16 protein-coding genes are annotated in these 24,264 nt (G+C 62.3%); 11 read left to right on the top strand and 5 right to left on the bottom strand.

Features of this window, described 5'->3' with window-relative positions:
* Positions 1–55: 55 nt before the first annotated feature.
* From D3M59_RS06850 to D3M59_RS06875, 5 genes are all read left to right on the top strand, one after another.
* Positions 56–6,433 (top strand): DUF5801 repeats-in-toxin domain-containing protein, encoded by a 6,378-nt coding sequence (locus D3M59_RS06850; RefSeq protein ID WP_233543184.1) that lies wholly within the window; start codon positions 56–58, stop codon positions 6,431–6,433.
* A gap of 67 nt (positions 6,434–6,500) precedes the next feature.
* A complete protein-coding gene (locus D3M59_RS11935) occupies positions 6,501–7,979 on the top strand; it encodes a TolC family protein (RefSeq protein ID WP_158581969.1) in 1,479 nt (492 codons plus the stop codon).
* Positions 7,980–8,010: 31 nt separating this feature from the next.
* Entirely contained in the window at positions 8,011–10,161 is a 2,151-nt protein-coding gene (locus D3M59_RS06865) for a type I secretion system permease/ATPase (RefSeq protein WP_119532929.1), read from the top strand.
* Positions 10,158–11,180: a cell wall hydrolase gene (locus D3M59_RS06870; RefSeq protein ID WP_119532930.1), complete on the top strand. Its 1,023-nt coding sequence runs from the start codon at positions 10,158–10,160 to the stop codon at positions 11,178–11,180. Before D3M59_RS06865 ends, D3M59_RS06870 begins: the two co-directional genes overlap by 4 nt.
* Positions 11,181–11,197: 17 nt before the next feature.
* On the top strand, positions 11,198–12,457 hold the full coding sequence (locus D3M59_RS06875; RefSeq protein WP_233543185.1) for an HlyD family type I secretion periplasmic adaptor subunit: 1,260 nt from the start codon (positions 11,198–11,200) through the stop codon (positions 12,455–12,457).
* Here the strand turns inward: D3M59_RS06875 and D3M59_RS06880 are convergent, their stop codons facing one another.
* Positions 12,458–13,402: a transglutaminase-like cysteine peptidase gene (locus D3M59_RS06880; RefSeq protein WP_119532931.1), complete on the bottom strand. Its 945-nt coding sequence runs from the start codon at positions 13,400–13,402 to the stop codon at positions 12,458–12,460.
* A 65-nt stretch (positions 13,403–13,467) separates the two neighbouring features.
* On the bottom strand, positions 13,468–14,256 hold the full coding sequence (locus D3M59_RS06885; RefSeq protein WP_119532932.1) for an alpha/beta fold hydrolase: 789 nt from the start codon (positions 14,254–14,256) through the stop codon (positions 13,468–13,470).
* Between the two features lie 63 nt (positions 14,257–14,319).
* Here D3M59_RS06885 and D3M59_RS06890 point away from each other — a divergent pair, with 63 nt between their 5' ends.
* The 3 genes from D3M59_RS06890 (at position 14,320) to D3M59_RS06900 (ending at position 17,595) form a co-directional block, all read left to right on the top strand.
* Positions 14,320–14,865, top strand: a complete 546-nt coding sequence (locus tag D3M59_RS06890; RefSeq protein WP_119532933.1) for a (2Fe-2S)-binding protein — start codon at positions 14,320–14,322, stop codon at positions 14,863–14,865.
* Between the two features lie 27 nt (positions 14,866–14,892).
* Positions 14,893–15,654, top strand: coding sequence for an RcnB family protein (locus D3M59_RS06895; RefSeq protein ID WP_119532934.1), 762 nt, complete (start codon positions 14,893–14,895; stop codon positions 15,652–15,654).
* Positions 15,655–15,759: 105 nt separating this feature from the next.
* Positions 15,760–17,595 (top strand): DUF885 domain-containing protein, encoded by a 1,836-nt coding sequence (locus D3M59_RS06900; RefSeq protein ID WP_119532935.1) that lies wholly within the window; start codon positions 15,760–15,762, stop codon positions 17,593–17,595.
* Between the two features lie 21 nt (positions 17,596–17,616).
* Here D3M59_RS06900 and D3M59_RS06905 read toward each other — a convergent pair whose 3' ends face one another.
* Positions 17,617–18,096, bottom strand: coding sequence for an Lrp/AsnC family transcriptional regulator (locus D3M59_RS06905; protein WP_119532936.1), 480 nt, complete (start codon positions 18,094–18,096; stop codon positions 17,617–17,619).
* A 99-nt stretch (positions 18,097–18,195) separates the two neighbouring features.
* Here D3M59_RS06905 and D3M59_RS11940 point away from each other — a divergent pair, with 99 nt between their 5' ends.
* Together D3M59_RS11940 and D3M59_RS06910 are read left to right on the top strand one after the other, a co-directional pair.
* Entirely contained in the window at positions 18,196–18,423 is a 228-nt protein-coding gene (locus tag D3M59_RS11940; protein WP_147416720.1) for a hypothetical protein, read from the top strand.
* 38 nt (positions 18,424–18,461) lie between these two features.
* Entirely contained in the window at positions 18,462–19,592 is a 1,131-nt protein-coding gene (locus tag D3M59_RS06910; protein WP_147416721.1) for a S41 family peptidase, read from the top strand.
* Here the strand turns inward: D3M59_RS06910 and D3M59_RS06915 are convergent.
* Complete coding sequence (locus tag D3M59_RS06915; protein ID WP_233543210.1) at positions 19,589–21,136, bottom strand: lysine--tRNA ligase; 1,548 nt, start codon at positions 21,134–21,136, stop codon at positions 19,589–19,591. The two genes, D3M59_RS06910 and D3M59_RS06915, sit on opposite strands and share 4 nt — an antisense overlap.
* Positions 21,137–21,210: 74 nt before the next feature.
* On the opposite strand from D3M59_RS06915, the gene D3M59_RS06920 reads away from it, so the two are divergent.
* Complete coding sequence (locus D3M59_RS06920; RefSeq protein ID WP_119532939.1) at positions 21,211–23,952, top strand: ATP-dependent DNA helicase; 2,742 nt, start codon at positions 21,211–21,213, stop codon at positions 23,950–23,952.
* Here the strand turns inward: D3M59_RS06920 and D3M59_RS06925 are convergent.
* A complete protein-coding gene (locus D3M59_RS06925; protein WP_119532940.1) occupies positions 23,866–24,261 on the bottom strand; it encodes a MerR family transcriptional regulator in 396 nt (131 codons plus the stop codon). The genes D3M59_RS06920 and D3M59_RS06925 overlap by 87 nt on opposite strands.
* Positions 24,262–24,264 lie beyond the last annotated feature (3 nt).

Consider the following 24,264-nt stretch of genomic DNA (forward strand, 5'->3'; position numbering starts at 1 on the left):
CCTGGATGACGGCCCGGCGGTCGATCCTGTTCTGGACGCGGAGGCGACGGTCACGGTGGACGAGAGTCTCCCGTCGACGGCTCCGGCGATCAACACGGGTGCGATCGTCAAGGGTGACGATCCCGACCTCGCTGGCGGACTTGCGCTGGGCCAAGCCAATTCGGGCGTGGCGGTTGTCGATGCCAATGCGGTGTTCGGTGCTGACGGTCCGGCTGCGGGCGGTGACATCACCTATGCGCTGAGCATTCTGAACGTCAGCTCCGGCCTGACGCTGACCGATGGCACTCCCATCAATCTGCAGATCGTGGGCGGGGTCATCGTTGGTGTGGTCAACGGCGGCACGTTCAACGGCCAAGCCGCATTTGCGATCGCGATTAATTCCACGACCGGCGTAGTCACGGTCGAGCAATATCTTTCGCTCGACCATCCGGTAAACCCCGACCCGAATGATCCGCTCAGCTTCGACAGTAACATCATAGGCGTAACAGTCACCGCGACTGACGGCGATGGCGATCCCGTGACTTCGGGTGCAGTAGATATCGGCGGGCAGATCACCTTCCTCGATGATGGCCCCTTAGCTAATAATGACGTCGATTCGATCGTCGGCGGCAACGGCCCAGCAACGGGCAACGTTCTCACTGGCACTGAAGTGGCGGTGTCCGAAGACACCAATGGCACCGACGGCGTTGCAGATGCTCCGGGAGCCGATGGCGGTCGGATCACCTTCATCGATCACAGTGATGCCGATCCAGGCAAGGCAGTTCCAAATGCCGGGTTTGTTACCATCGACGGCGACTATGGTGTCCTGACGATTTATTCGAACGGCGACTATAGCTACTTGCGCAATGACGGTACCCCCGGGGGAGTCAGCGATGTCTTCACTTACGCGCTGACCGACGGCGACGGCGATAACACGACGGCAACGCTGACCATCAGCATTGAAGACAATTTCCCGACTCTTCCGGATCCGAACCTGATCCGACTGGACGACGACGTCATCCCGGGGGCCAACGGCAATCCGGACGGGCCAGGCGACGACGATCCCGACACGGTTCCAGGCAACGTCGTCAACGGTCAGTTGAATGGCTCCGGCGGGGACGCTCCGCTGACCTACAACTTCACCGGAATCAATACGCTGCCCACAGGGTTCAGTGTTGGCGCCGCAAGTGACGCGGATACCCTAATCATTGTCCAGGACCAGAATGGCAGTCCCGTCACGGTCATGACGATCCAGCTCGATCAGAGCGACGGCTCGTTCACCGTTACCCAGAATGCGCCGATGTGGCATCCTGCCGACAACGGCGGTCCAGACGACAACATTGAAAATAACTTTGTCTTTTCGATCGGTGTCGAGGTCGAAGATGACGACGGCGATACCGAGCCGGCGACGATAACTATCAACGTCGATGATGATACGCCAACGATCAACGTTTCCGAGGGTAGCGATGCCGCTATCATCCTTACGACGGACGATGCCCAAACAATAGGCGGCGCAAGCGATACCGCTCAGTCGACCGCCAATTTCGGCGGCGTATTCGGGCTGGTTCAGTCAGCGGGTGCTGATGGCACTGCTGCAGCGGCAACGCTCGCATTCACGCTCGACGTTACCGGCTACACCGGTGGCCCTGCCGGCGTGGACTCGGGCCTCAACCAGGGAAGCAACAACATCTATCTCTACGAGATCAGCGGCAAGGTAGTTGGCTCCACGTCTGCGACGCTCGCCGCAGTTGACGCGACGAACACGGTGTTTGACGTTGCCGTGGACGGCAGCGGTGTGGTGACGCTAACCCAGTACAGCCAGATCGACCATGTGGGCGGCGACCCCACTCCGACCGGAGGACCTCCGTTCGCTGACCATATCGTCAGTATGGCAGACGCCCTGATTACTCTTACCGCGTCAGCATCTCTGACTGATAGAGACGGCGACAATGTTACTGACAGCGAGTCGATCGATATCGGCGCCAACCTGCGGTTCACGGACGATGGTCCTGATGTAGCGGCTGTGCTCACCGGTACGCAGATCCGGATCGATGAGACGGACGGCGTCGTCGCGGTTGGCGGGGAAGTCGACCCTGTCGGCGGGAACCTCGGCACGGTTACGATGACCTTGGCGAGCCTGGTCAATGTGACCAATCCGCACGTCAGTGCCGATACGCCACAGACCAATGTCTACTCGCTGGCGCTCAGTTCGGAAGGCATCGCTTCGGGCCTCTTGGTGTCGAGCAACAATGCGCCGATCTTCCTTTACGAGAATGGCGGCGTGATCACCGGTTCGACCTCGGCCACCGAGGGCGGCATCGACGCCGGCAACACGGCGTTCACGGTCAGCATCAACCCCACCACTGGCGCAGTGACCCTGACTCAGTTCCTGGCAGTCGAGCACTCGAACACCGCGTCGAATGACGAGGATTCGACCGGGCTGAATGCCGGCGTGCTGAACCTTCGCGTCACGACCACCGATTTCGACGGCGATACCGACTTCGCCCAAGTCGATCTTGGCAGCGTCGTCCGCTTTGAGGATGATGGGCCGAGCGTAACTGCTGTCCAGTTGACTGGTACGGTCGACGAGGACGGCGTGGTTGAGGGCATCGCCGACGGCGGTCCGGGCGACGGTATCGCCGGCGGTCCGGCGGGCGCAGGCTCGTTCGCCGATTTCCCTGGCCAGCCGACGGTGGCATCGGGCAGCGTCGTGACGCTGTTCAACTCGGGTTCCGACACACCGATCAGCTACAGCATGGTCAACAGCACCGCAGGACTGCTTGCACAGAATCTGAGCTCGGGCGGCGTGCCGCTGAGCTACGGGATCGTGGGCAATACGCTGACCGCTTCGGCGCCAGGCGGCAATACGATCTTCACCTTCGTCATCAACCCGGATGGAAGCTACACGTTCACGCTGTTCGACCAGCTTGACCATCCGACGCTGAACGGCCTGCCGGGCGACAACCTGGAGAATGACCTGGGGATCGACCTCAGCTCGTTGATCCGGGCGACGGATGCGGACGGCGACAGCGTGACTGCCAGTCCCAACGCGCTGGTCATCACGGTCGATGACGACACGCCGGTTGCAGTCGACGACACGCCGACGCTGGTCGTCGATCTCGATCCGCTCGGTGTCGACGATATCGTTGGAGAATGGACCGACACGCAAATGCAAGGCGGCGCCTCGCCGACTACATTCGACAAGGACGGCGACGGCGCGACTGACGAGATCCGCTGGGGCACGCCGGCGAATCCGGGTGGCCAGCAGTCGGGCTATGGTTATGTCGACAACCCGGCCTTGGAAAGCCAGACGGTCCTCACCAACCAGCCGTTCACGATTGGGACTTTCACCCACTACAACAACCCGATCAACGGCGCCGAGCTGTTGCAGACGACGCTGACCGTCGACTTTGTCGTGAACATCGACGGCGTGGATTATCCGGTCGGTCCGATCGAGATCCAGTTCGACCATGATGAGACGCCCAACAACGGCACTCCGGAGCAGAACCGCGACATCATCGACATCACGCCGCAGACCGTCATAGTCGACATCAACGGCGTCGACTATGAGTTAAAGGTGCTCGGCCTGATCGATGAACTCGGCAATTTGGTCACCCAGGTCCGTACATTCGAGGGCCAGGCCAACAGCTATGCGCTGGTGGTGCAGTTCGTGAACACCGAGGCGTTCGACATTTCCGGCAATGTGCTGACCAACGATGACTCGGGCGCTGATGAACCGATCGAGGTGAGGGCCGCGACCGGATTCGGCGGATCGTCCGATAATACTCCGGACGGCGGCGGCAATCTGCAGGTCAACGGCCAATATGGCACTTTGGTAATCAACGAGAACGGCAGCTACACCTACACGCTGACGGCCGACCCGAGCGATGTGCCAAACGGTTATGTGGAGCATTTCACCTACACGATCGAAGATGCCGACGGCGACGGGACGACCGCCGACCTCGACATCACACTCGACATCGATCAGGCACCACTGGTTACCGATGCCGTAGCGCTTTCGGATGACGACGGATTGCCGAACGCCAATACCGCCGTCGGAGTTGGCGATCTCAATGCCAACGCCGGCGAAGATGCCCCTGCTAATCCGAGCGAGGCGATCTTCCATGGTCAGTTCGTCGCCAGCGGCGGCGACGGCGCTCTCAGCTACTCGCTGGCCAACATGCATGGCCTATCGGGAACGGTTGGCACCGAAATCGTCAACTACAGCTGGAACGCCGGCACCAACACGCTGACGGGAACCGGCCCACGGGGCGCGCTGTTCAGCATTCAGGTCGATCCGGTGACGGGTGACTTCACTCTTACGCAGATTGACAACGTCCTGCACGCGGTGGTCGCCAACGAGAATGACGCGACCACGACCATCGCATTCCAGGTCGCCGACAGCGATGGCGATGCAGTCTTTGGCGACCTCGTCATCACCTTCGACGACGATGTGCCGGTTGCGATCCAGCCGGATTCGGCCAGCATCACCAACGAAGCCTTGGCGACGGTTACAGAGGATCTGGACGACGACGGCGAGGTTATCACCGACTTCGGCGCCGACGGCCCCGGACTGGTACAGTTTGCCAACATCGTTAATGGCGAAAATTCCGGCCTGACGTCCGGCGACGACGTCGTCACCTATTGGCTGTCGAACAACGGCCAGACCCTCCAAGGCCGGACAAACAGCACCAACGGCATCGACGGTCAGCTGATCTTCACGGTCCAGATCAACCAGGCCACGGGTGACTATACGGTCACTATGACCGGAACGCTCGACAATGGGCAGGGCGTCTCGTTCGACGACCTCACCAGCTCGGCCGCCGGCAACGTCAACTTCCGCGGCGTTGGTGAAGATGATCCGAGTACGCCGGTCGACCTGCTGCTGTCTGCCTCAGCTTCAGGTGGCGCTGCGACATCGGTCAACACCGACTCCGACTCGATCGGGGCGGCCAACCAGTCGATGGATAATGGCGAGACCATTCGTATTGATTTAATCAGCAATCTGACGACTGGCGCGGCGACGCCGACCGGGTTCGGCTACTCCGGGCATGTCGATACGAACAGCTATCTCCAGACCATTCCGCAGGTACAGGGAAGTCAGGGGCAGACGGTTGCCTTCAGGGTATGGGCGCTGGATACCGCCGACACCCAGGCGAACGAGCCGGATCGCAATCCAGCGGGTGGCTTTGCCAATTCCAGCTCTGTCACGATCCTGGAAGTGACGGTTGACGGCTTCGACACCGGCCAGACTCCCGTGACCATCGACATATCGGGGGTAGCAGTCGGGGTTTGGACAGCAGTCGCATACGGCGTGTTCGTACAGAAGCAGGCGGACGGGTCGGTTGTTTTCACCGGCATCCAGCAAGGCGATCAATATGGCATCGCAACGGGGCCGAACGACTTCAACGCGGTCGCCGTCAATGCATTGCCGGAAGGCACAGGTCCGAACGCTGCGAATGACTCGTCTGAAGACAGCTTCGACCTGGGCATATTTGCGATCGGGTCGGTTGATACGGGCGAACCGATAAACGTAACCTACGACCTGACGATCACGGACGCCGACGGCGACACCGTCTCCATGCCCGCTGCAATCGACATCACGTTCGAACCAGCCGTCGCGCCACTGACTCTGATGTCGATGGAACGTAGCGCTCCTGGAGACGGCGACCAGTCGAACCTGTCGTTCACCGCGAACGACAATTCGAAGTGGAACGGCGGCAACGGCAACAGCTTCGGCAACATCGGCAATACCGGCATCACCTCGGCCATGGTCGCGGCATCGGGCCTGTCGCTGATGTCGACGGCTTCGCTCAACAGCTTCTTCGATCCGTCGCTCAGCACTCTGGCGCAAGACAGCTTCCAGCAATCCAGCATCCAGATGGTGGGCCGGGAAAGTGCGATGGATGGGGACTTGTTTGCATCCACCTCGATCGTCGGACTGTCGGGATCAACCGTCCAGTCGACCCAGTTGGCGGGAAGCATGCATGGCTCCAACCAGCTGGCCGACGTCAGCCAGGTTCTCGACAATCACATGCTCGGGGACTTCGCCGCTGCAATCCGGCCGGCGAGCTTCGGTGACCAGGGCGGCGACTTCGCTCATGTGCCAATAGCGGCGGCTCCTGCACCGGTGGTCGCCATGGCTTCGGCGGAGATGCTCCAGCTCGCGAACCTCGTTGGCAACGCCCAGCAGGGCGGTTCGGTCGAGAAGGTGCTCGCCGACGCACTCGGACATGGCTCTGCTCCGACAGTCGACCATCTGCTTGAGGCGATCGGCGGCCACGGAAACGGCTCGGTTCCGGACATAGTCCAACTGGCAAGTCTCGACACGGGCGGCGTTCCGGGTTGGGACATGGGCGGGCACGGGGCTTTCGCCTCGGCAACCGACATGATGTTCAAGATGGATGCCTTGGTGCTCCATCATGATGCGGTGCAGCCTGTCGTTAACGGCTGAACTCAGTGACGCGACCCTCCCTGGTGGACGGGGAGGGTTTCCGCGCGATGACCAGAAGGGGGAAGACATGAATAGGAAGCACTGGACGATGATCGTTCCCGGGGCGGTGCTGCTTTGCGCCTCGCCGGCTTTCGCGATCGATTTAAGGGAAGCGGTTCAATCCGCACTGAATACCAACCCGGAAATTCGGCAGGCGGTTCATAATAAGATCGCTACTCGCGAAGAGCGCAAGCAGGCGCAGGGCAAGTGGCTGCCGACCATTTCGGTCGAAGGCTCCGCTGGCCTCCGCAAGCTTCGCAATCCGACCCGTCGCGCCCTCGGCATCGCCGACGAGCGGCTAGAACCGATCGAAGGCCAGGTCATCGTCGACCAGCTGCTGTTCGACTTCGGCGAGCGGACCGCGGAAATTCGCCGTCAGGCCTCGCGTACCGACGCCGCTGCTGCCCGCATCGAGGAACGCAGCGAATTCGTCGCGCTAAACGTCAGTCGTGCTTACATCGATTATCTACTGCAGCAGCGGCTTGTGGCGATTGCGTCCGACAATGCGACATTCCACGAGCGTCTCGCCGGTGACCTTCGCGAAGGCGTCGCGCGCGGCTCCATCTCGGTTGCGGATCAACAGCAGGCCGAAGAGCGCCTGCAGTCGGCCCGTGCCCGCGTCACGGAAGCGCAGGAAGACCTCGATACTGCCGCCATCCAGTTTCAAACACTGACTGGCGTGCCGATCGATTCCGTCAATATGCCGCCGGACCTGTCGGGCGCTATGCCGGGCTCGCTCACGGACGCCGAAATTATGGCGCGTGAAAATAATCCGCGTGTTCAGGAAGCCATTCATGACCTCGCTACTCAGCGCGAAGTCATCAAGACTGCCCAGTCGCAGCTCGGCCCGCGGTTCAATGCCGAAGCCAGCGCCCGCTACGGCGACGACATCGACGGCTTCCAGGGTCGCACTAGCGACCTGTCCGCCCGCGTCGTCATGCGTTGGAAGATCTTCGACGGCCTGGCGAACACCGCCAATGTCCGCGAACAGAAGGCCCGGGCCGATGAGGCCCATGCCCGCCTGTTCGAAATGCAGCGCCGTGCCGAAGAGGATACGCGCGCCGCATGGAGCCGCCTGACCAACCAGACGCGCCTGGCGAACGAACTCGAGACGCAAAGCCGTGTCGCGGACGATCTGCTAATCTCCTATCGCGAGCAGTTCAATGTCGGTCGGCGTTCGCTGCTCGACGTGCTTGATGCGCAGAACACGCGCCAGAATGTGCAGGCCCAAGCAGAGACCGCGCGTCTCGCTAAGATCTACGCACAATATCGCGTACTGGCAGCCAGCAATCGCCTGATCGAGGCGCTTGGCGTTTCGATGCCGAGCGAGGGCTGGAGCAACGACAGCGGTCGCTTCAACGTCAACCAGGTTCCGGCGACCGATCGTCAGGAAAACAGCATGCCGTACCCGGTCATGGGGCCGCCCAACTCGGCGCCCGCGCCGATGGCAGCTCCTGCTCCGGAACCCGCGCCCGAGCCGGCACCTGCGCCGGTCGAAGGCCAGTAAGACCGAATGAAGGGGACAGGCGTTGAGTATCATGCAAGGGCTGGATTCCGCGCCATCGCGTGAAATTGACCCTGTCCTCGATTGCCTGACGTTCCTCGCGCGCCGCTCGGACAGACCGTCTTCCCCGGTCTTGCTGCGCGCGGGGCTCGCACTATCGGCCACGGGCACGCTCCCCTTCCACCAGATCGAGCCGGCGCTCGAACAGGTTGGAATGCGGTGCGAGCCCGTGGCACGCCGCCGCATTCGCGGCTGGCGCCTTCAGCAACTGCCAGCCATCCTCGAACTTTCCGACGATCGCGCTGTCGTGCTGTTGGAAATGAGGGGCGGCGACGCGCTGATCTACACGCCCGGCACCGCCGAGCCGATGTGGGTTCCGGTCGAAGACGTTGAACCTTCTTACATTGGTCGGGCGATCGCCGTCGAAGCCGACCCTACCCGCGAACGCGCCAACGAGCGCCCGTGGGACAAGGCCCGCCGCACCCACTGGTTTTGGTCGGAAGTGTGGAAGGTCCGGAAGGAATTCTGGCCGGTTCTGCTGGCCGCGCTCATCGTCAACCTGCTGGCACTCGCGGTGCCGCTATTCACGATGAACGTCTATGACCGGGTCATTCCCAACAAGGCCGTTCCGACCTTGTGGGTGCTTGCGATTGGCGTAGCCTTAGCGCTCGCATTTGATTTCATCCTGCGCCTTGCCCGTTCGCAGCTGGTAGACGAGATCGGCCGCCGGCTGGATGCAAAATATTCCCAGAAGTTGTTCGAGAAGGTGATGAACCTGCCGATGGCCGAGCGCCAAGGCAGCACCGGCGCGTTTGCCAAGCGGGTCAGTGAATACGAAGGTGTTCGGGACTTCTTCGCCTCTACCTCCGTCGTCCTGCTTGTCGACATCGGCTTCATGGTCGTCTTCCTGGTTCTGATCGCGGTCCTGGCGGGGCCATTGGTGTTCGTGCCGATCGTCGGCATCGCTGCCATGCTCGTTGTAGGCCTCAGCCTTCAGCGGCGGATGGCAAGTACCGCAATCGATGCTCAGGCCGACAGCTCGCTGCAGCATTCGGTGCTGGTGGAATCAATCTCGGGCATCGAGACGTTGAAAGCGGCCCGCGCGGAAGGACAGATGCTCGGGCGCTGGCGTCGTTATGCCTCGATGTCGGCGGGAACGCAGGAAAAGATGCGCCGCCTGACATCGGTAGCGGTCAACCTCGCTTCGATCAGCCAACAGGCGATCAGCGTCGGCTTGGTCGTTGGCGGCTTCTACCTGTTCAACAACGGCGACATCACAATGGGCGCGATCATCGCCATCGTCATGCTTGCCGGCCGTGCCATGTCGCCAATCGGTCAATTCGCGTTCCTCATCACTCGCGCGCGCCAGTCGATGACAACACTGGATTCGCTGCAGCGAATGATGGAGGCGCCCGACGAGCGGCAAGTCGCTGCGAAAAGTATCGTCCCCGAAATCCGTGCGGGCCACATCGAGTTGCGCAGCGCCGACTTCCGCTATCCTGGAGCGAGCGTCGACAGCCTTTCAGGCATTAATCTGTCTATCAAGCCGGGCGAGCGTATCGCGATCATCGGTCGTGTCGCTTCGGGCAAGTCGACGCTTGGCCGACTGCTGTGCGGGCTTTATGCCCCGACCGGCGGCGAGATGCTGGTCGATGGCCTCGACAGCCGTCAGTACCACCCGCACCAACTGCGCGACAGTTTCCGCTTCGTCGGACAAGATGCGGAGCTTTTCTCGGGAAGCGTTCGCGACAACCTAGTCCTCGGGGCCGCCAAGGCTGACGACCAGCAATTGATCGACGCAGTGGCCCGGTCGGGTGCCGATATCTTCCTGTCGCGCGATGCCGCCGGGTTCGATCGGCCGGTAGGCGAGCGCGGTTCGCTGCTGTCCGGCGGCCAGCGCTCTCTGCTCGTCCTTGCCCGTGCGCTGGTATCGCCGTCCAAGCTGCTGTTCCTCGACGAGCCGACCGGCGCGATGGACACGCAGACAGAACTTTATTTCATCGAGAAGCTGAAGACAGCGCTTGCCAAAGACCAGTCGCTCGTCGTGTCGACGCATCGTCATAACATGCTGTCGGTCTGCGATCGGCTGATCGTAATCGATGCCGGAAAGATTCTTGCCGACGGGCCGCGCGACGAAGTTATGAGCCGGCTGGCCGGCATCGCGAAGCAGGAGGCGAACCAATGATGGCCTCGGCAATCCGCTGGTTGCCCGGACGGCGTCACGCGGCCTTTGCGGTCGTCGCGATGCTGGGCGGCATTGTTGGCGGGACGACGCTGCGCGTCCATTCGACGCAGGCATCTGCGCCGAAGGTGCTGATCGCGCCGGCCGACGCCGCTGCGCTGATCGACGCAACCTCAGGTGAACATCTGGTCGAGGCGCGCGCTGTCGGAGACGAAGCCAAGCTGATTAACGCTTCGATGCCGTTCAGCGCGCTACCGGTAACCGCGGCGCGGCCATTCGACCTTTCAAACAGCGATCCCCTGGACCAGCGTCGTGCGCTGCTCTGCCTGACACAGGCCATTTATTACGAGGCCGGCTTCGAGCCTGCGGAAGGCCGCCGCGCTGTCGCTCAGGTCGTCTTGAACCGGATGCGCCATCCCGCATTCCCGAAGTCCGTCTGCGGAGTTGTGTATCAGGGCGCCCGCGCTCCGGTGTGCCAGTTCAGCTTCGTCTGTGACGGATCACTCTATCGCCCGCCGGCGCTCGGCGCGTGGAAGGCCGCGCAAAAGATCGCGGCAGCGGCGCTCGACGGCTCCGTCGAGCGGTCGGTAGGGGCCGCCACGCACTACCATGCTGATTATGTCGCGCCCTACTGGGCGCCTCGCCTCGCCAAGATCGCGCAGATCGGAGCACACATATTCTATCGCTGGCCGGGCGCATGGGGTTCGACCGCGGCCTTCACTGGCCGCTACATTGGTGAGCCCGCCGACCCCCTGGCGCTTCGTCCGCCGCTCCGCCAAGCTGTGCTGACGGACGGCACAATCGCTCCGGTCGAGGATTCCGCGGTTGCCGGTCCACCGATCGCACGGGCGCCAAACGACGTTGGCGGGCTTTTGGACACCAGCAAAGGCTGGACGCTCAATATTCCAATGCCGTCGGAGACCGCCTCCGCGACAAAGGCGATCGCCGATAAGCAAAAGGCCGCTCCGGTCAAAACGGCGGAAGCGCCGGCCCTTGTCGGCAGCCAACTGGCGGCACGTTGAGAAACGGATAGCAGACGATGGCGACTCTTCCCTTCATGCCCTCCACGCCTAAGCGGCAGCGCGAGCCACTCGCCGGCGCGCGCCTTATCATCGTATCGGTCGCGGTTGGCTTCGCGGTTTTCGTGCTGTGGGCCATGCTCGCCCAGGTGGACGAGGTAACGGCCGGGCAGGGCAAGGTCATCCCTTCCAGCAAGGTGCAGATCATCCAGTCGGCCGAACCCGCCACCATTGCCGAGTTGCTTGTCCGATCTGGTCAGCGTGTCCAGCGGGGCCAGCTGCTCGCGCGGCTCGACAATCCGGAAAGCCGGTCACTCCAGGCAGAGACCGACGCCCTCCAGGCGCGGTCGCAGCGCCTTGCTGCCGAGGGCACGGGCGCCAGCGGATCGCTTGCCGGCGATGAAGCGCAGTTGAGCGCCGTTCGTCGGGAGGCATTGGGTAGCCGGGTCGCCGCTCTGCGCGCCTCGGCCGAGCAGCGCCGCCGTGAGGTGGCGGAAGCCAATGCGACCATCTCTAGTCTCTCAAACAGCCTAGCGCTCGCTCAGAAACAGGTGTCGATGCTCGAGCCGCTCGCGGCCAAGAACATCGTTCCGCAGACCGAACTGATCACCGCGCGCCGTGAAGTGGTCGACATTCAGGGGCGCATCGCCGCGGCCCGTGAGCAGGCAGGAAGGGCAAGCGCCGCCGTCAGCGAAGCGCTCAGCCAGGCCAGCGAAGCCCAATTCACGTTCCGCCAGGATGCGCTCAACGAACGCAGCCAGATCAGCCAGAAGCTCGCCGCCAACGAACAGTCCCTTCGCGGCCGCAACAGCCTGGGGCGGATGGAAGTTCGCTCGCCCGTCAACGGTGTCGTTAATGATGTCCAGGTAACCACGATCGGCGGCTTCGTTCAGCCGGGTGAGAAGATCATGGAAGTCGTGCCAATGGGCGACAAGCTGCTCGTCGAAACGCGCGTCAAACCAAGCGACATCGCCTTCATCAAGGTTGGCGACAGGGCCTTGGTCAAAGTGACCGCCTATGACTTCTCAACCTATGGCGGACTCGACGGTCGCGTTGTCCAAGTGTCAGCGGACAGCATCTACGATGAAGTCGAGCGGCAGGCATATTTCAACGTGATCGTCGAAACCGACCGCGCATATCTCTTCGCGGCCGGCCGCCGCTTGCCGATCGCGCCCGGCATGATGACCGATACGCAGATCATCACTGGCCGGAAGAGCGTCCTGACCTATTTGCTAAAGCCGGTATTGAAAGCCCGCAGCGACGCGCTCCGGGAGCGCTGATCAAAGGCTGACCATCACGGGGATGAGGCTGGCGGTTTCGAGGACTACGTCGGGCAACTCATCTTCACCCGACGCAGGTTCGAACCGTGCGCTGGGTAGGACCACCGTCGCTTCCACTGCGTTGCTTGCGTAAGTGACTGGTGGCACGTCGCGTCGATAGCCGTGTGTGTAAGTCCGGCCGGCGGTAAAAGTGATAACCGGCCGGTAATCACTAAGATCACTGCTGTCGACGATCCGGTCAGTGCCATTGTCGAGCACAAGGAATCGGCCCTGAGCGCGAACGACCAAGACGGCGTGGTCGGCACGGCGGGTCAAGTCTTTCAGAACGACCAGGTAAAGGTCGCGGTCGGAGACGCCCGCCGCCCGAAGCATGGCGCGTTTGGCAATGGCGTAATCCTCGCAGTCGCCGCGGCCGCGGGTAAACGTTTCTGATGCTGCCTGCCACTTGTCGGGGGTCCCAAACTGTACGCGATCGTCGATGAACCGTACGCGGCGATTCACATAGCTATTCACCGCTTCCAGCTTGGCGAAAATAGCCTCGTCACGGAGCGACGCGGCGAAGGTGCCGGCATTGCCGCCGACACCGGCTCCCGACACTTGGTGCCAGCGCTGGTCCAGCGGGCTCCGTCCGATCGAAAGCGCCACGCTATTGAAGACATCGGGCTGGTCGCTCGACACCGGATTGATGGCCCGTGTGATCACGGCGGGCCGGTAAGGCGCGCTTTGGGTGGCGGGCGTAACGGGCTGATAGATTGTGGCCGACTGACTCGACTGCTGTGCGCGGATGGCGGCCAACGCACTTGGCGCCCCGCCCAGGATTGCATCGCTCTTCGACATGCCGCGATAGGATGCCGGAACGACCTGCGCTTGCGCCGGAATTGCCATTAGCCCCAGTGCAATCACCGGGATCAGGTGGCGGGCAAGAAGTGCAGCCTTGGTTCGCATTGCCCTGCTTGTCGCAGGACAAGGAAAAAACTGGCTTAAATCACAAGGTTAACACGCAGATAACTTTATACCCTCGTTTCAGTCTCCGAAAGGAAGCGATCAATTGCGCTATTGAATCGTTCAGGCTGTTCGAGGTTGGCCAAGTGACCGGATCCTTCCAACCATTCCAGCCGGGAGTTGTGGATGATTTCATGAAGTTCGGTCGACAGAGCGGGCGGGGTTATGCCGTCCTCAATCCCGCACAGAATCAGGGTCGGGACATCGATCGCTGCGGCCCGGCTGCACTGGTCGGCCAGCCAGACGGCTGCGGCACCGAGACGATAAGCGTCCGGGTCGATCGCGGCCATCGTTTCGATTACCTCGCGCCGCAACGCATTGCTGGCTTCGGAACCAAGCAGCATGCCCGTCCGGGCCTCCGCCAAAGCCCGCATCGTCATGGCCTTGCTCGCCGCGACCGAGCGATCGTGGATCACCTGTCCGTTGGGATGGACGGCGAAGCTGTCGGCGATGATGAGCGACGTGCAGCGCCCAGGCGCCGCGTGGTACATCGCAATGGCTACAACGCCTCCGAGAGAGAGGCCGCAGACATGCGCCTGCCCAACGCCCAATTCGTCCATCGCCGCGAGGATTGCTTCTGCAAACTCATCGCGGCCCGCTTCAGGCGCAAAGTCGCTTTCTCCATAGCCCGGATAATCGAAGGCGATCGCCCGCCGCTCTCGGCCGAAGTGGTCGAGCTGCGGTTGCCACACGCTTTTATCCGAACCGACACCGTGCAGGAAAATGATCGGCGCTGAGTCGCCTCTGCCCGCCTCGACATAGCCGATATTGCCGTAGCTTGTGAGAACCCGCCCCATCACTGCATCATGGCTGCACGGCGCTGCTTTGCAAGCGCTCGCGCGCCCTATAGCCTGTGCGACATGACCAGCATGACTGTTAACGGCGAGGCCGTTCGCTATCGCCTCGATCCCCAAACCCCGCTGCTGTTCGCGCTGCGCGATGCATCGAATCTGACCGGAACGAAGCACGGTTGCTACAGTGGGGATTGCGGAACGTGTACGGTGATCGTCGATGGCCGGGCAACGCTTTCGTGCCAAATCACAATCGCTGAAGCAGAAGGCGCCGACGTTACAACGATCGAAGGACTGTCCGCCGACCGGGCTCACCCGCTTCAGCAGGCGTGGGCCATGGAGCAGGTTAGCCAGTGCGGGCGCTGCGACCCAGGCTTCATCATGACGCTAGCCGCGCTGATGCGCGCCACCCCCAGTCCGACGACCGAGCAGCTTGCGACGCTTCCAAACATCTGCCGATGCGGCGCTACGCTGCGCATACTCAAGGCCGTTCGTCGGGCCGCGGAGGTTGCCGCGCCGCTGTCCTCGCAGGCGCCCGCTCGCTCGCAACACGGTCCGTCACGGTTCAGCAACGGCTCATCCTCAGAGTCGCAGATTCAGCCCAACGACTCATGAAGTCGATCTGGAATGCTGGAGTGAGTGATGCGTAAGTTTTTGATCCCCCTGTTGATGGCAAGCACCATGCTTCCCGTTGCGGCGCAGGCGCGCGACGGGAGCATGCTTGACGCAATGCGCGAGCGAGCTGCTCGTGCAAGCGAAGAGCGGACTTCATCTGACGATCGGCCGCAGCGGACTGAACGGTCACAACGTTCGGAAAGGGCAGACCGTCCGGCGCGCGCTGAGCGGCCGGATCGCTTGATTGAGCGTGCCGAACGCTCACAGCGCCAACTGCGCCTGAATCAACAGGCCCAGCCTGTCCAGACCGTGGAGCAGGTCCGCCGCGAGCGCCGGACCGACGGCGGCATGGTTGACGGCTTCCGCCGCATCGCGCGCGACGCCGAAACCCGGCAAGTCGAAGCGCAGCGCGAGCGCAGCCGCGACGGCTTCGATGGTCTTCGTGACCGCATCGTCCGCGACGGCAATCGCGTGAACCGTGACCGCTGGTCGGGCGACTGGCGGCGCGATCATCGCTACGACTGGCGCAGCTATCGCGACCGCAATCGCTCGCTGTTTCGCATCGGTCGGTACTACGATCCCTACGGCTGGAACTATCGGCGCTTTTCAATCGGCTTCAGCCTTTACCCGAGCTATTACGGCTCAAGTTACTGGCTGGACGATCCGTGGATGTACCGGTTGCCGCCGGCCTACGGTCCGTATCGCTGGGTGCGCTATTATGACGATGCCCTGCTGGTGAACATCTACACCGGGCAAGTCGTGGACGTGCTCTATAGTTTCTTCTGGTAGACAAGTCCTAACCGTTGGTCGAAGGGGCGTTGCGGGAGGACCGCAGCGCCCCTTTTGCCGTGTGCACGGGGACGTGCAGTCCGCACGTCGTTCAAGGGGTTTGCAATGAAAATGAAGCTCGTCCTGGCCCTGTCGGCCGCCGCCGTCGCACTCTCCGCCTGCGCAACGACGCCGGCTCCAGTCGTGCCGCCGGTGCCCGTCGCCGCGGTCGCGCCCTCTGCTCCCGCAGAAAGCCCCCATGACCGCCTGTTCCGCCTGTTCAAGGAAAGTGATGAGGCGCAACTGAAGCGCAATCCCCTGTTCGCGATTTTCCGCGGGGACATGCGCTACGCTGACCAGTTCGGCGATTACATCAGCGAGGAGTATTTCGCGAAGGAGAAGGCGGCCGGTGAAGCCGACTTGGCGGCGCTGCACGCTATCGATCGCGCCTCACTCGATCCGACGGATCAGTTGGCATATGACGTCTTCGAATTTTCGACGCGCGATACGCTGAAGGGTTACGATTCCTCGATCCTTTCGCTGACTAAAGTTCGACCGATCAATCACTTCTCGGGCTTTCACACCTTCTATCCAACGTTCTCGAGCGGAGCTGGCGGTGCGCCGTTCAAGACAGTAGCCGACTATGAGCATGCGCTGAAGCGTCACGAAGGCTATGCGAAGCTAATCGACGCGGCCATCGTCCGATTCAAGGAAGGCGAAGCGGCGGGGGTCTTCGAGACCAAGCTGACTATTCGCAACGTCATCGAGCAGCTCGACACACAGCTGAAGCAGCCGGTTGAGGAGTCGCCATTCTACGGACCAGTCAAGAAATTCCCGGACGATATGAGCGCCGCCGACAAGACGCGGTTGGAGGCAGCCTACCGCGCCGAGATTACTAACCGGCTGTATCCCGCGATGAAGCAACTGCGCGACTATCTGTCGTCGAGCTATCTGCCCAAGGCGCGCGAGGGCGTCGGCTTGATGTATATGAAGGGCGGTGATCGGCTCTATCGCTACATGGTCCAATCGACCACTACGCTGCCGCTGACGCCCGAGGAAATCCACCAAACAGGCCTCAATGAAGTGGAGCGGATTACCCGCGAAATGGAAAAGGTTCGGCAGGAAGTCCAGTTCAAGGGAACGCTCCCGAAGTTCTTCGACTATCTGCGTACCGATCCCAAGTTCAAAAAGCCGACGCGCGAGGCCTTAACGCAGGGCTATTACGACATCGGCAAGGCGGTCGATGCCAAACTTCCGGAATATTTCTCAACTATTCCGAAGGCGCCGCTTGAAATTCGCCCGTACGAGCCGTTCCGCGAAAAATTCGAAGCCGGCGGTAGCTATCAGCAAGGTACGCCTGACGGTTCGCGGCCGGGTATCTTCTATTTCAATGCCTACGACCTGCCGTCACGCACGATTGTCGGTATGACCACGCTCTACCTTCACGAAGGGGCGCCGGGTCACCATTTCCAGATCAGCCTTGCACAGGAAAACGAGGCGCTTCCGGCCTTCATGCGGTTTGGCGGTAACACGGCTTATGTTGAAGGCTGGGCACTCTACGCCGAGACACTTGGCTACGACATGGGTTTTTACAAAGATCCGATCCAGCGCTTCGGCACGCTGTCGGACGAGATGCTGCGCGCAATGCGGCTGGTCGTGGATACGGGCATCCACAGCAAAGGCTGGACCCGAGACCAGTCGATTCAGTACATGATGTCCCACAGCGACATCAGCAAAACTGACGCAACCTCCGAGGTCGAGCGCTACATTGCGATCCCCAGCCAAGCGCTGGCGTACAAGACTGGAGCGATGACCATCCAACGCCTGCGCCGGAAGGCCGAAATCGAACTTGGCACTAAGTTCGACATCAAGGATTTCCATGCCCAAGTGCTGATGACCGGATCTCTGCCGCTTGCGATCTTGGAACAGAAGATCGATCGCTGGATCGCGTCGAAGAAATAAGCAACAACGCGGCGCGGGCGGTCAGCCGTTCGCGTCGCGCTCGTCCAGCCGGATCATCGGCCGGTTTTTCAGTTCTTTTTTGACGAAGCTCGTCTCGTAGCGGCGAACGACTGGGCAGGCCGCCAGCTCTTCATCCGCGAAGACATTATATTCTGCCATGTCGCGGCAGGCGGCGAGAATGAGCATGTCATCGGCTCCGCTCACTTCGAGGCAAAGCTGAACCTCATCGAGCGACTGGAGTCGCGCGCGGAAGCGATTGAACGCATCCGCCTGCGCATGTTCGTGAAGCTGCACGCGGATGATGGCGCGAAGCCGCCGGTCGGCGAATTTTGATGCAGCAAGCGCGATCGTCTGCGAAATGGCGCCTGTTTCGCGCAGCCGCCGCAAGCGCCGTGCAATTGCCGACGGCGACAGGGGAATCACCTCCGCAAGTTGCTCGGCCGTGCGGTCGGCGTCCTCCTGCATGGCATTCAGGAGTTTGATGTCGAAATTGTCGAACATTGGCCGAACCTTGCCAAAATTTGGCGCTGACGCCAGCAACTTTGCACCCGCCCGCCTTGATGCCGGATGTATAACTTCACCCCATCAAGGACGATCGACATGTTTACGAACGCACCGCAACTGATCTCGGCGCTCGTGCTCCTCATGGCCGCGCAACTGTCCGATGTCGCCTGGCCGCGTTTGACGGAATTCGCCAACGCGGAAGCCAAGTGCACGTCGAGCGCTCATCGCCATATGGTTGTTCGCAAGGTCAATGCGGCCGAACGCAAGGATGTCGCGCGCCCCGCACGGGGTGGCGATGTCCAGATCCTATCGTTCGGCCCCTGACCGGTCCCATCCTTCCGTCACTGCACTGGATCCCTGACTTGCTTCGAAACCTCCTTCTGGCTGCCGCGGCCGCGCCCGTTCTCGCCATTGCAACCTTGGCGGTTGCGCAAACTGCTCCTCAAGCGCCGCCCGCGCGCCAACTCCCAGCCGGGGCCAGCCTGAAGCTGGAGCAAGGCGAAGGGCGCGACGTCGCCGAGAAGCTGGCGACCGAACTGACTGCCAATTTCGTCTATGCCGATCAGGGCAGGGCTTACGCGACCATGCTTCGCGCCAATGCGGCATCAGGTCGGTACGACCAGGGAACGCGCCAAGAGCTCGCCGACCGGATGACCGAGGATCTCCAGGCAATCCAGAAGGACGGGCACCTGCATGTCGCGGTCGCCGAGGAGGAGGTGCGCGGGCAAGGCGGCGGTGGCCCCGGCATCCCCAAGCATTGGCCGCCACTGATCCAGTCGGCGAAGGAGATCGCACCCGGGATCGCCTACATTCGCTTCACGGCCTTCATGTCTACGGACGAGGAAATCGCCGCCGTGCGCAAATTCATGAGCGAGCACCAAGACGCGAAGACCTTCATTTTCGACCTACGCAATCATCACGGCGGCCGGCTGGGCGAGATGGACGTCATCTTCCCTTATCTGTTTGCCACTAAGACACCGCTGGTGACGATGGAGATGCGCCGGTCAATTTTCGATGCGAACGGGTCGCCTTTCGGTGACGCCCCGACGCTGGAGATCGTCAAAGATGCCTCTTACATGCGCGCTACCCACTACGCCCTGCCGGGCGAAGCGACCCCGGCGCGCGATGCAAAGGTTTATCTGCTGACCTCGAACCGCACGGGGTCAGCCGGAGAGCATTTTTCGCTGGCGTTCAAGTCGACAGGCCGCGCGATGCTGATTGGTGAAGCGACGGCGGGCGCCAATCATTTTGGCGGCATGACAGAGGTAGGCAAGAATTTCGCTGCCTTTATCCCCGTCGGCCGGACATTCGACATCAAGACCGGCAAGGATTGGGAAGGTGACGGCGTTGCCCCCGACATCGCGGTCGATCCGACGCAAGCGCTGGTCGTCGCCCTGGAAAAGGCGGGCCTCTCGCACGAGGAAGCCGTGCGGCTGAACGCAACGGAAATCCCCGCCGAGCCGGTCCACCGCGACAAGCTGAGGGCTCGCTAGGCGAGCGCCTCGGCGATCAGCTTTCGCGTGTTCTCGATACCGTAGAGCGCGATGAAGCTCCCCATGCGCGGTCCTTGGCTCGACCCGAGCAAGGTTTCGTACAGCGCCTGAAACCATTGTCGCAGGCTATCGAACTCGTACCGCTTGCCGACCTCGAACACGACATTTTGGATCTCGTCGCTCGATACGTCACGCGCGACCTTCGCCAGCTCTGAATCGAGGTCGGCCAGTGCTGCGCGCTCGACCTCGGTCGGCGGTCGCCGCTTCAGCGTGGGAACGACGAAGTCGCGGGCATAGTTGACCGCCAAGCCGATGAGCGCGTCGAGCTCCTCGTCCTGCTCTGGCGATGTTCCAGGCGCATATTTTTGGACGAACTTCCAGGCAATGTCCTTGTCCTGCACCCCCGGCAATGAAACCAGGTTGAGCAGCAGGCCGTACGTCAGGGGCAGTTCTCCTGCCGGCACATGGCCGCCGTGGATGTGGTGCACCGGATTGCCGAGCTTCTTGTCTGGCTCCTGTCCGGGATAATTACCACGGAACTGAAGATATTCGTCTACCGCGCGAGGGACGAGGCCGAGGTGAAGATTCTTGGCCTTCTTCGGTTCCCGATAAAGGTAGAAGGCCAGGCTGTTATCCGACCCGTATGTCAGCCATTCCTCGAGGCTGAGGCCGTTGCCTTTGGACTTGGAGATCTTCTCGCCCTTTTCGTCGAGAAACATCTCGTAGATTAGGCCTTCCGGCTTGCGCCCGCCCAAGACCGCCGCGATTTTTCCTGACTGAATGCCGCTATCAGTCAGGTCCTTGCCGTACATTTCATAATCAACGCCCAGCGCGACCCAGCGCATCGCCCAGTCCACCTTCCACTGAAGCTTGGACAGGCCGCCGAGCGCGCTCTGCTCGACCCGGCTTCCGTCCTCGTCGGTAAAGGCGATGATCCCCGCTTCGGCGTCCACCACGTCGACCGACACCTGCAAAACCCGCCCCGATGACGGCGAAATCGGCAGAACCGGCGAATAGGTTTGACGCCGCTCCTCGCGAAGGGTCGGCAGCATGATGTCCATGATATCGCCGAAGTGGCGAAGCACATTCTTTAGCGCGTCGTCGAAGCCGCCGTGGTTGTACTTTTCTGACGCCGAAACGAACTCATAGTTGAAGCCATATTGGTCCAGGAAACGGCGCAACATCGCATTATTGTGGTGCGCGAAGCTTTCGTCGTCGGTCGGGAAGGGATTGGGAATGCGCGACAGCGGCTTGCCGAGATTGGCCGCTAGAATGTCCGGATTGGGGACGTTGTCCGGGACCTTCCGCAGCCCGTCCATGTCGTCGCTGAACGCGATCAGTCGCGTCGGTGCGCCACCGGTCAGTTCCTCATAGGCACGGCGGACCATGGTGGTGCGCAGTACCTCGGTGAACGTACCGATGTGTGGCAGGCCCGACGGCCCATAACCCGTTTCGAACACCATTGGCCCGCCGTCTGGCTTGCCGTCGGGCCACCGCCTCACCAATTTCCGCGCCTCCTCATAAGGCCACGCCTTGCTGGTCATGGCGGCATTGCGGATTGCGTCGATGGTCACTGTTGCCCTTTCGTTCCGGCTTGGCCAATGGTTAAGGACACGCCGTGGCCGTTCCTTTGCCTCTTCCCGCGCTTCACGCAACCCATGCCGGCATTTGGATCGCGGCAAGCGGGGACGTGCGCGAGGCGTCGCGCGGCGAAGCGATCGCGCGGCTGGCCGAAACGCCGCACATCCTGCTCAACGCGCCGATGGTCGGACAACGACTCGGCTATCCCGATGTGTCGGGCCTCGACGTGCTGGAGCTCTTTGCTTTCATCCATCCGGCCCGCTTCGTGGTGCCGACGGTCGCCGGTTTGGCAAGGGCGGTCGGGATCGAGCCTCCGTCCGGCGATGCCCAGGCTGCGGCGGCCCTGGCATCCATCGCCGAGGCGCTCCTGTCGCGCATGACTAAAGAGGAATGGGCAGAGCGCGAAGGCGCTTGGACGGTGAATGCAACGCTTCAGCGGCTTGGATGGGGCTGGGCACCCTTCGTCGGGCAACGGTTGGCCAAGCCGGAGCGAGGCGAACGCATGTTGTTCTCCCGTCTTCCGCAATGGGAGGACCAGGCGGAACGTCCGCAGCCACGAACGGTCTCGATTCCTGTTGCCGATGCGCAGGCGAGATTGGCTGAGCTGACCGGAAGGGACGCGGAGCCACGCGCTGGACAACGGGCGATGTCCGGCGAGTCTGTCGCCATCTTCGCTCCGCGCCGGGCGCCTGGCGAACCGAATATGCTGCTAGCCGAAGCCGGAACCGGGATCGGCAAGACGTTGGCCTATCTCGCGCCGGCCTCGCTCTGGGCCGAGCGCGCGGGCGGAACGGTCTGGGTTTCGACCTTCACCAAGGCCCTCCAGCGGCAACTCGACGCCGAAGGCGGCCGCCTGTTCGCGGACGAGCATGAGCGCAACCGGCGCATAGTGATCCGTAAAGGTCGTGAAAATTATCTATGCCTCCTTAACCTGGAAGACGCGATGCAGGGCGCGTTTTCCGGCCGCGCGGCTGTTCTGGCGCAACTCGTCGGGCGGTGGGCCGCCTACACCAAGGATGGCGACATGGTCGGCGGCGACCTTCCGGGCTGGCTGCCCAGCTTGTTCCGCCGGGCGGGGGCAACCGCTTTGACTGACCGGCGCGGCGAATGTGTCTACGCGGGTTGTCCGCATTATCGGAAATGCTTCATCGAGCGAGCCGAGCGGGCGGGCCGGGAGGCTGATCTCGTAATCGCCAACCATGCGCTGGTCATGATCAATGCCGCGCGCGGGCGTCCCGATGCGCCGACGCGAATTGTGTTCGACGAGGGCCACCATTTGTTCGATGCGGCGGACGCGACTTTTTCCGCCGCGCTGACTGGGCAGGAGGCGATTGAGCTCCGCCGCTGGATCGTCGGACCCGAAGGGAAATCGCGTGGGCGCCGGCGCGGCCTGTCGGCACGCCTGCTCGATGTCTGCAGCTACGACGACCAAGGCGCGACCGCACTGGAAGCTGCGGTCGAGGCGGCGCGGGCGCTGCCTTCGGACGGCTGGCTCGCGCGGCTGGCGGAAGACGATCCGTTCGGCCCGGTGGAGGCACTACTCGCAGAGGTTCGGGGCACGGTATATGCGCGCTCGAAGGCGCAGGAAGCGGGCTACGGACTCGAAACTGAACTTGCCGAGCCCGACGGCAGCCTCGTCTCCGCTGCCGCAGCGGCGATGGAAGCGCTCGAGGTATTGGCGAAGCCGCTTGCCGCACTCGCCCGAAGGCTCGAAGCGATTATCGAGGACGCTCCCGACTGGCTCGACTCCCAGGCGCGGGCACGTGTCGAAGGCGCGATCAGCGGCCTATCGTGGCGTCGCGAAACGCTGGGCGCCTGGATTGCGCTGCTCGGCCGGATCGGCGGCATTGCTGATCCCGATTATGTCGACTGGCTGGCGATTGATCGCGTCGAGGGGCGGGAATATGACATGGGCATCCATCGCCACTGGCTCGACCCGACGCGGCCCCTGGCACGGGCAGTGCTGGAGCCGGCGCATGGCGTGCTGGTCACTTCCGCGACGCTTCGCGGGAGCGAGGGCTGGCCCAGCGCCGACGCTCGCACCGGGGCCCTGCACCTTCCCGGCCCGGTCGCCCATTTCGAAGCAGCGAGCCCGTTCGATTATCGCACTCAGTCCGAGGTACTGATCGTCAACGATATTGGGCGAAACGATGTCGCGGGCTTGGCCGGCGCATACGCCCGCCTGATCGAGGCAGCAGGAGGTGGGACGCTCGGCCTTTTCACCGCCATTCAGCGTTTGCGAGCCGTTCACGCCCGTATTGCCGACCGGCTGGCGCGGGCCGGGCTGCCACTGTTGGCCCAACACGTTGATCCGATCGATACGGGCACGCTCGTCGACATTTTTCGTGATGATCCGCGTGCTTCGCTGCTCGGTACCGATGCGCTCCGGGACGGCGTGGACGTACCGGGCGACTCGCTACGGCTTGTCGTTATGGAGCGCGTGCCTTGGCCGCGGCCGACAGTATTGCATGCAGCTCGGAAACTCGCTGGCGGTGGAAGTGCTTACGACGATCGCGTCGTCCGCGCACGGCTGGCTCAGGCGTTCGGTCGGCTGATCCGCCGCCAAGGAGATCGTGGGCTGTTCGTCATCTTAGCGAGTGCCCTCCCTTCGCGGTTGCTGACCGCTTTCCCGCCGGAGGTCAGCATTTCGCGGCTTCCACTCGATGAAGCGCTGGTACGCGTGCGCGAACGACTATTCGGCGAGGGCTGCAGCGAGCTGGTCGCGAATGGCCCCAAGGCGCGCGAGGTCGATACCGCTGGTATGAGCGACCGGTTCTGAAACTAGCGGAGCGGGCGTCACAGCCGCCACCGTCGGCGCTGGCGGCGCATCGCTGGCTGGGGCCTTGTCCTTCAGGAGCTTCTGGACGCCGCGGACCGTATAACCTTCTTCATTCAAAAGGCGGTTGATCCGCCGCGCAAGCGCTACGTCGGCCGGCCGGTAATAGCGACGGTTCCCTGCCCGCTGAAGCGGGCGGAGTTGGGGAAATTTTGATTCCCAGTAACGCAGGATATGTTGGGCGACGCCGAGCTCGTCGCTAAGCTCGCCGATCGTGCGGAATGCGTCCGGGGCCTTTTCGCCGGTCGCCATCCT

The organism is Sphingomonas edaphi (genome assembly GCF_003583725.1).
Taxonomy (GTDB): domain Bacteria; phylum Pseudomonadota; class Alphaproteobacteria; order Sphingomonadales; family Sphingomonadaceae; genus Sphingomicrobium; species Sphingomicrobium edaphi.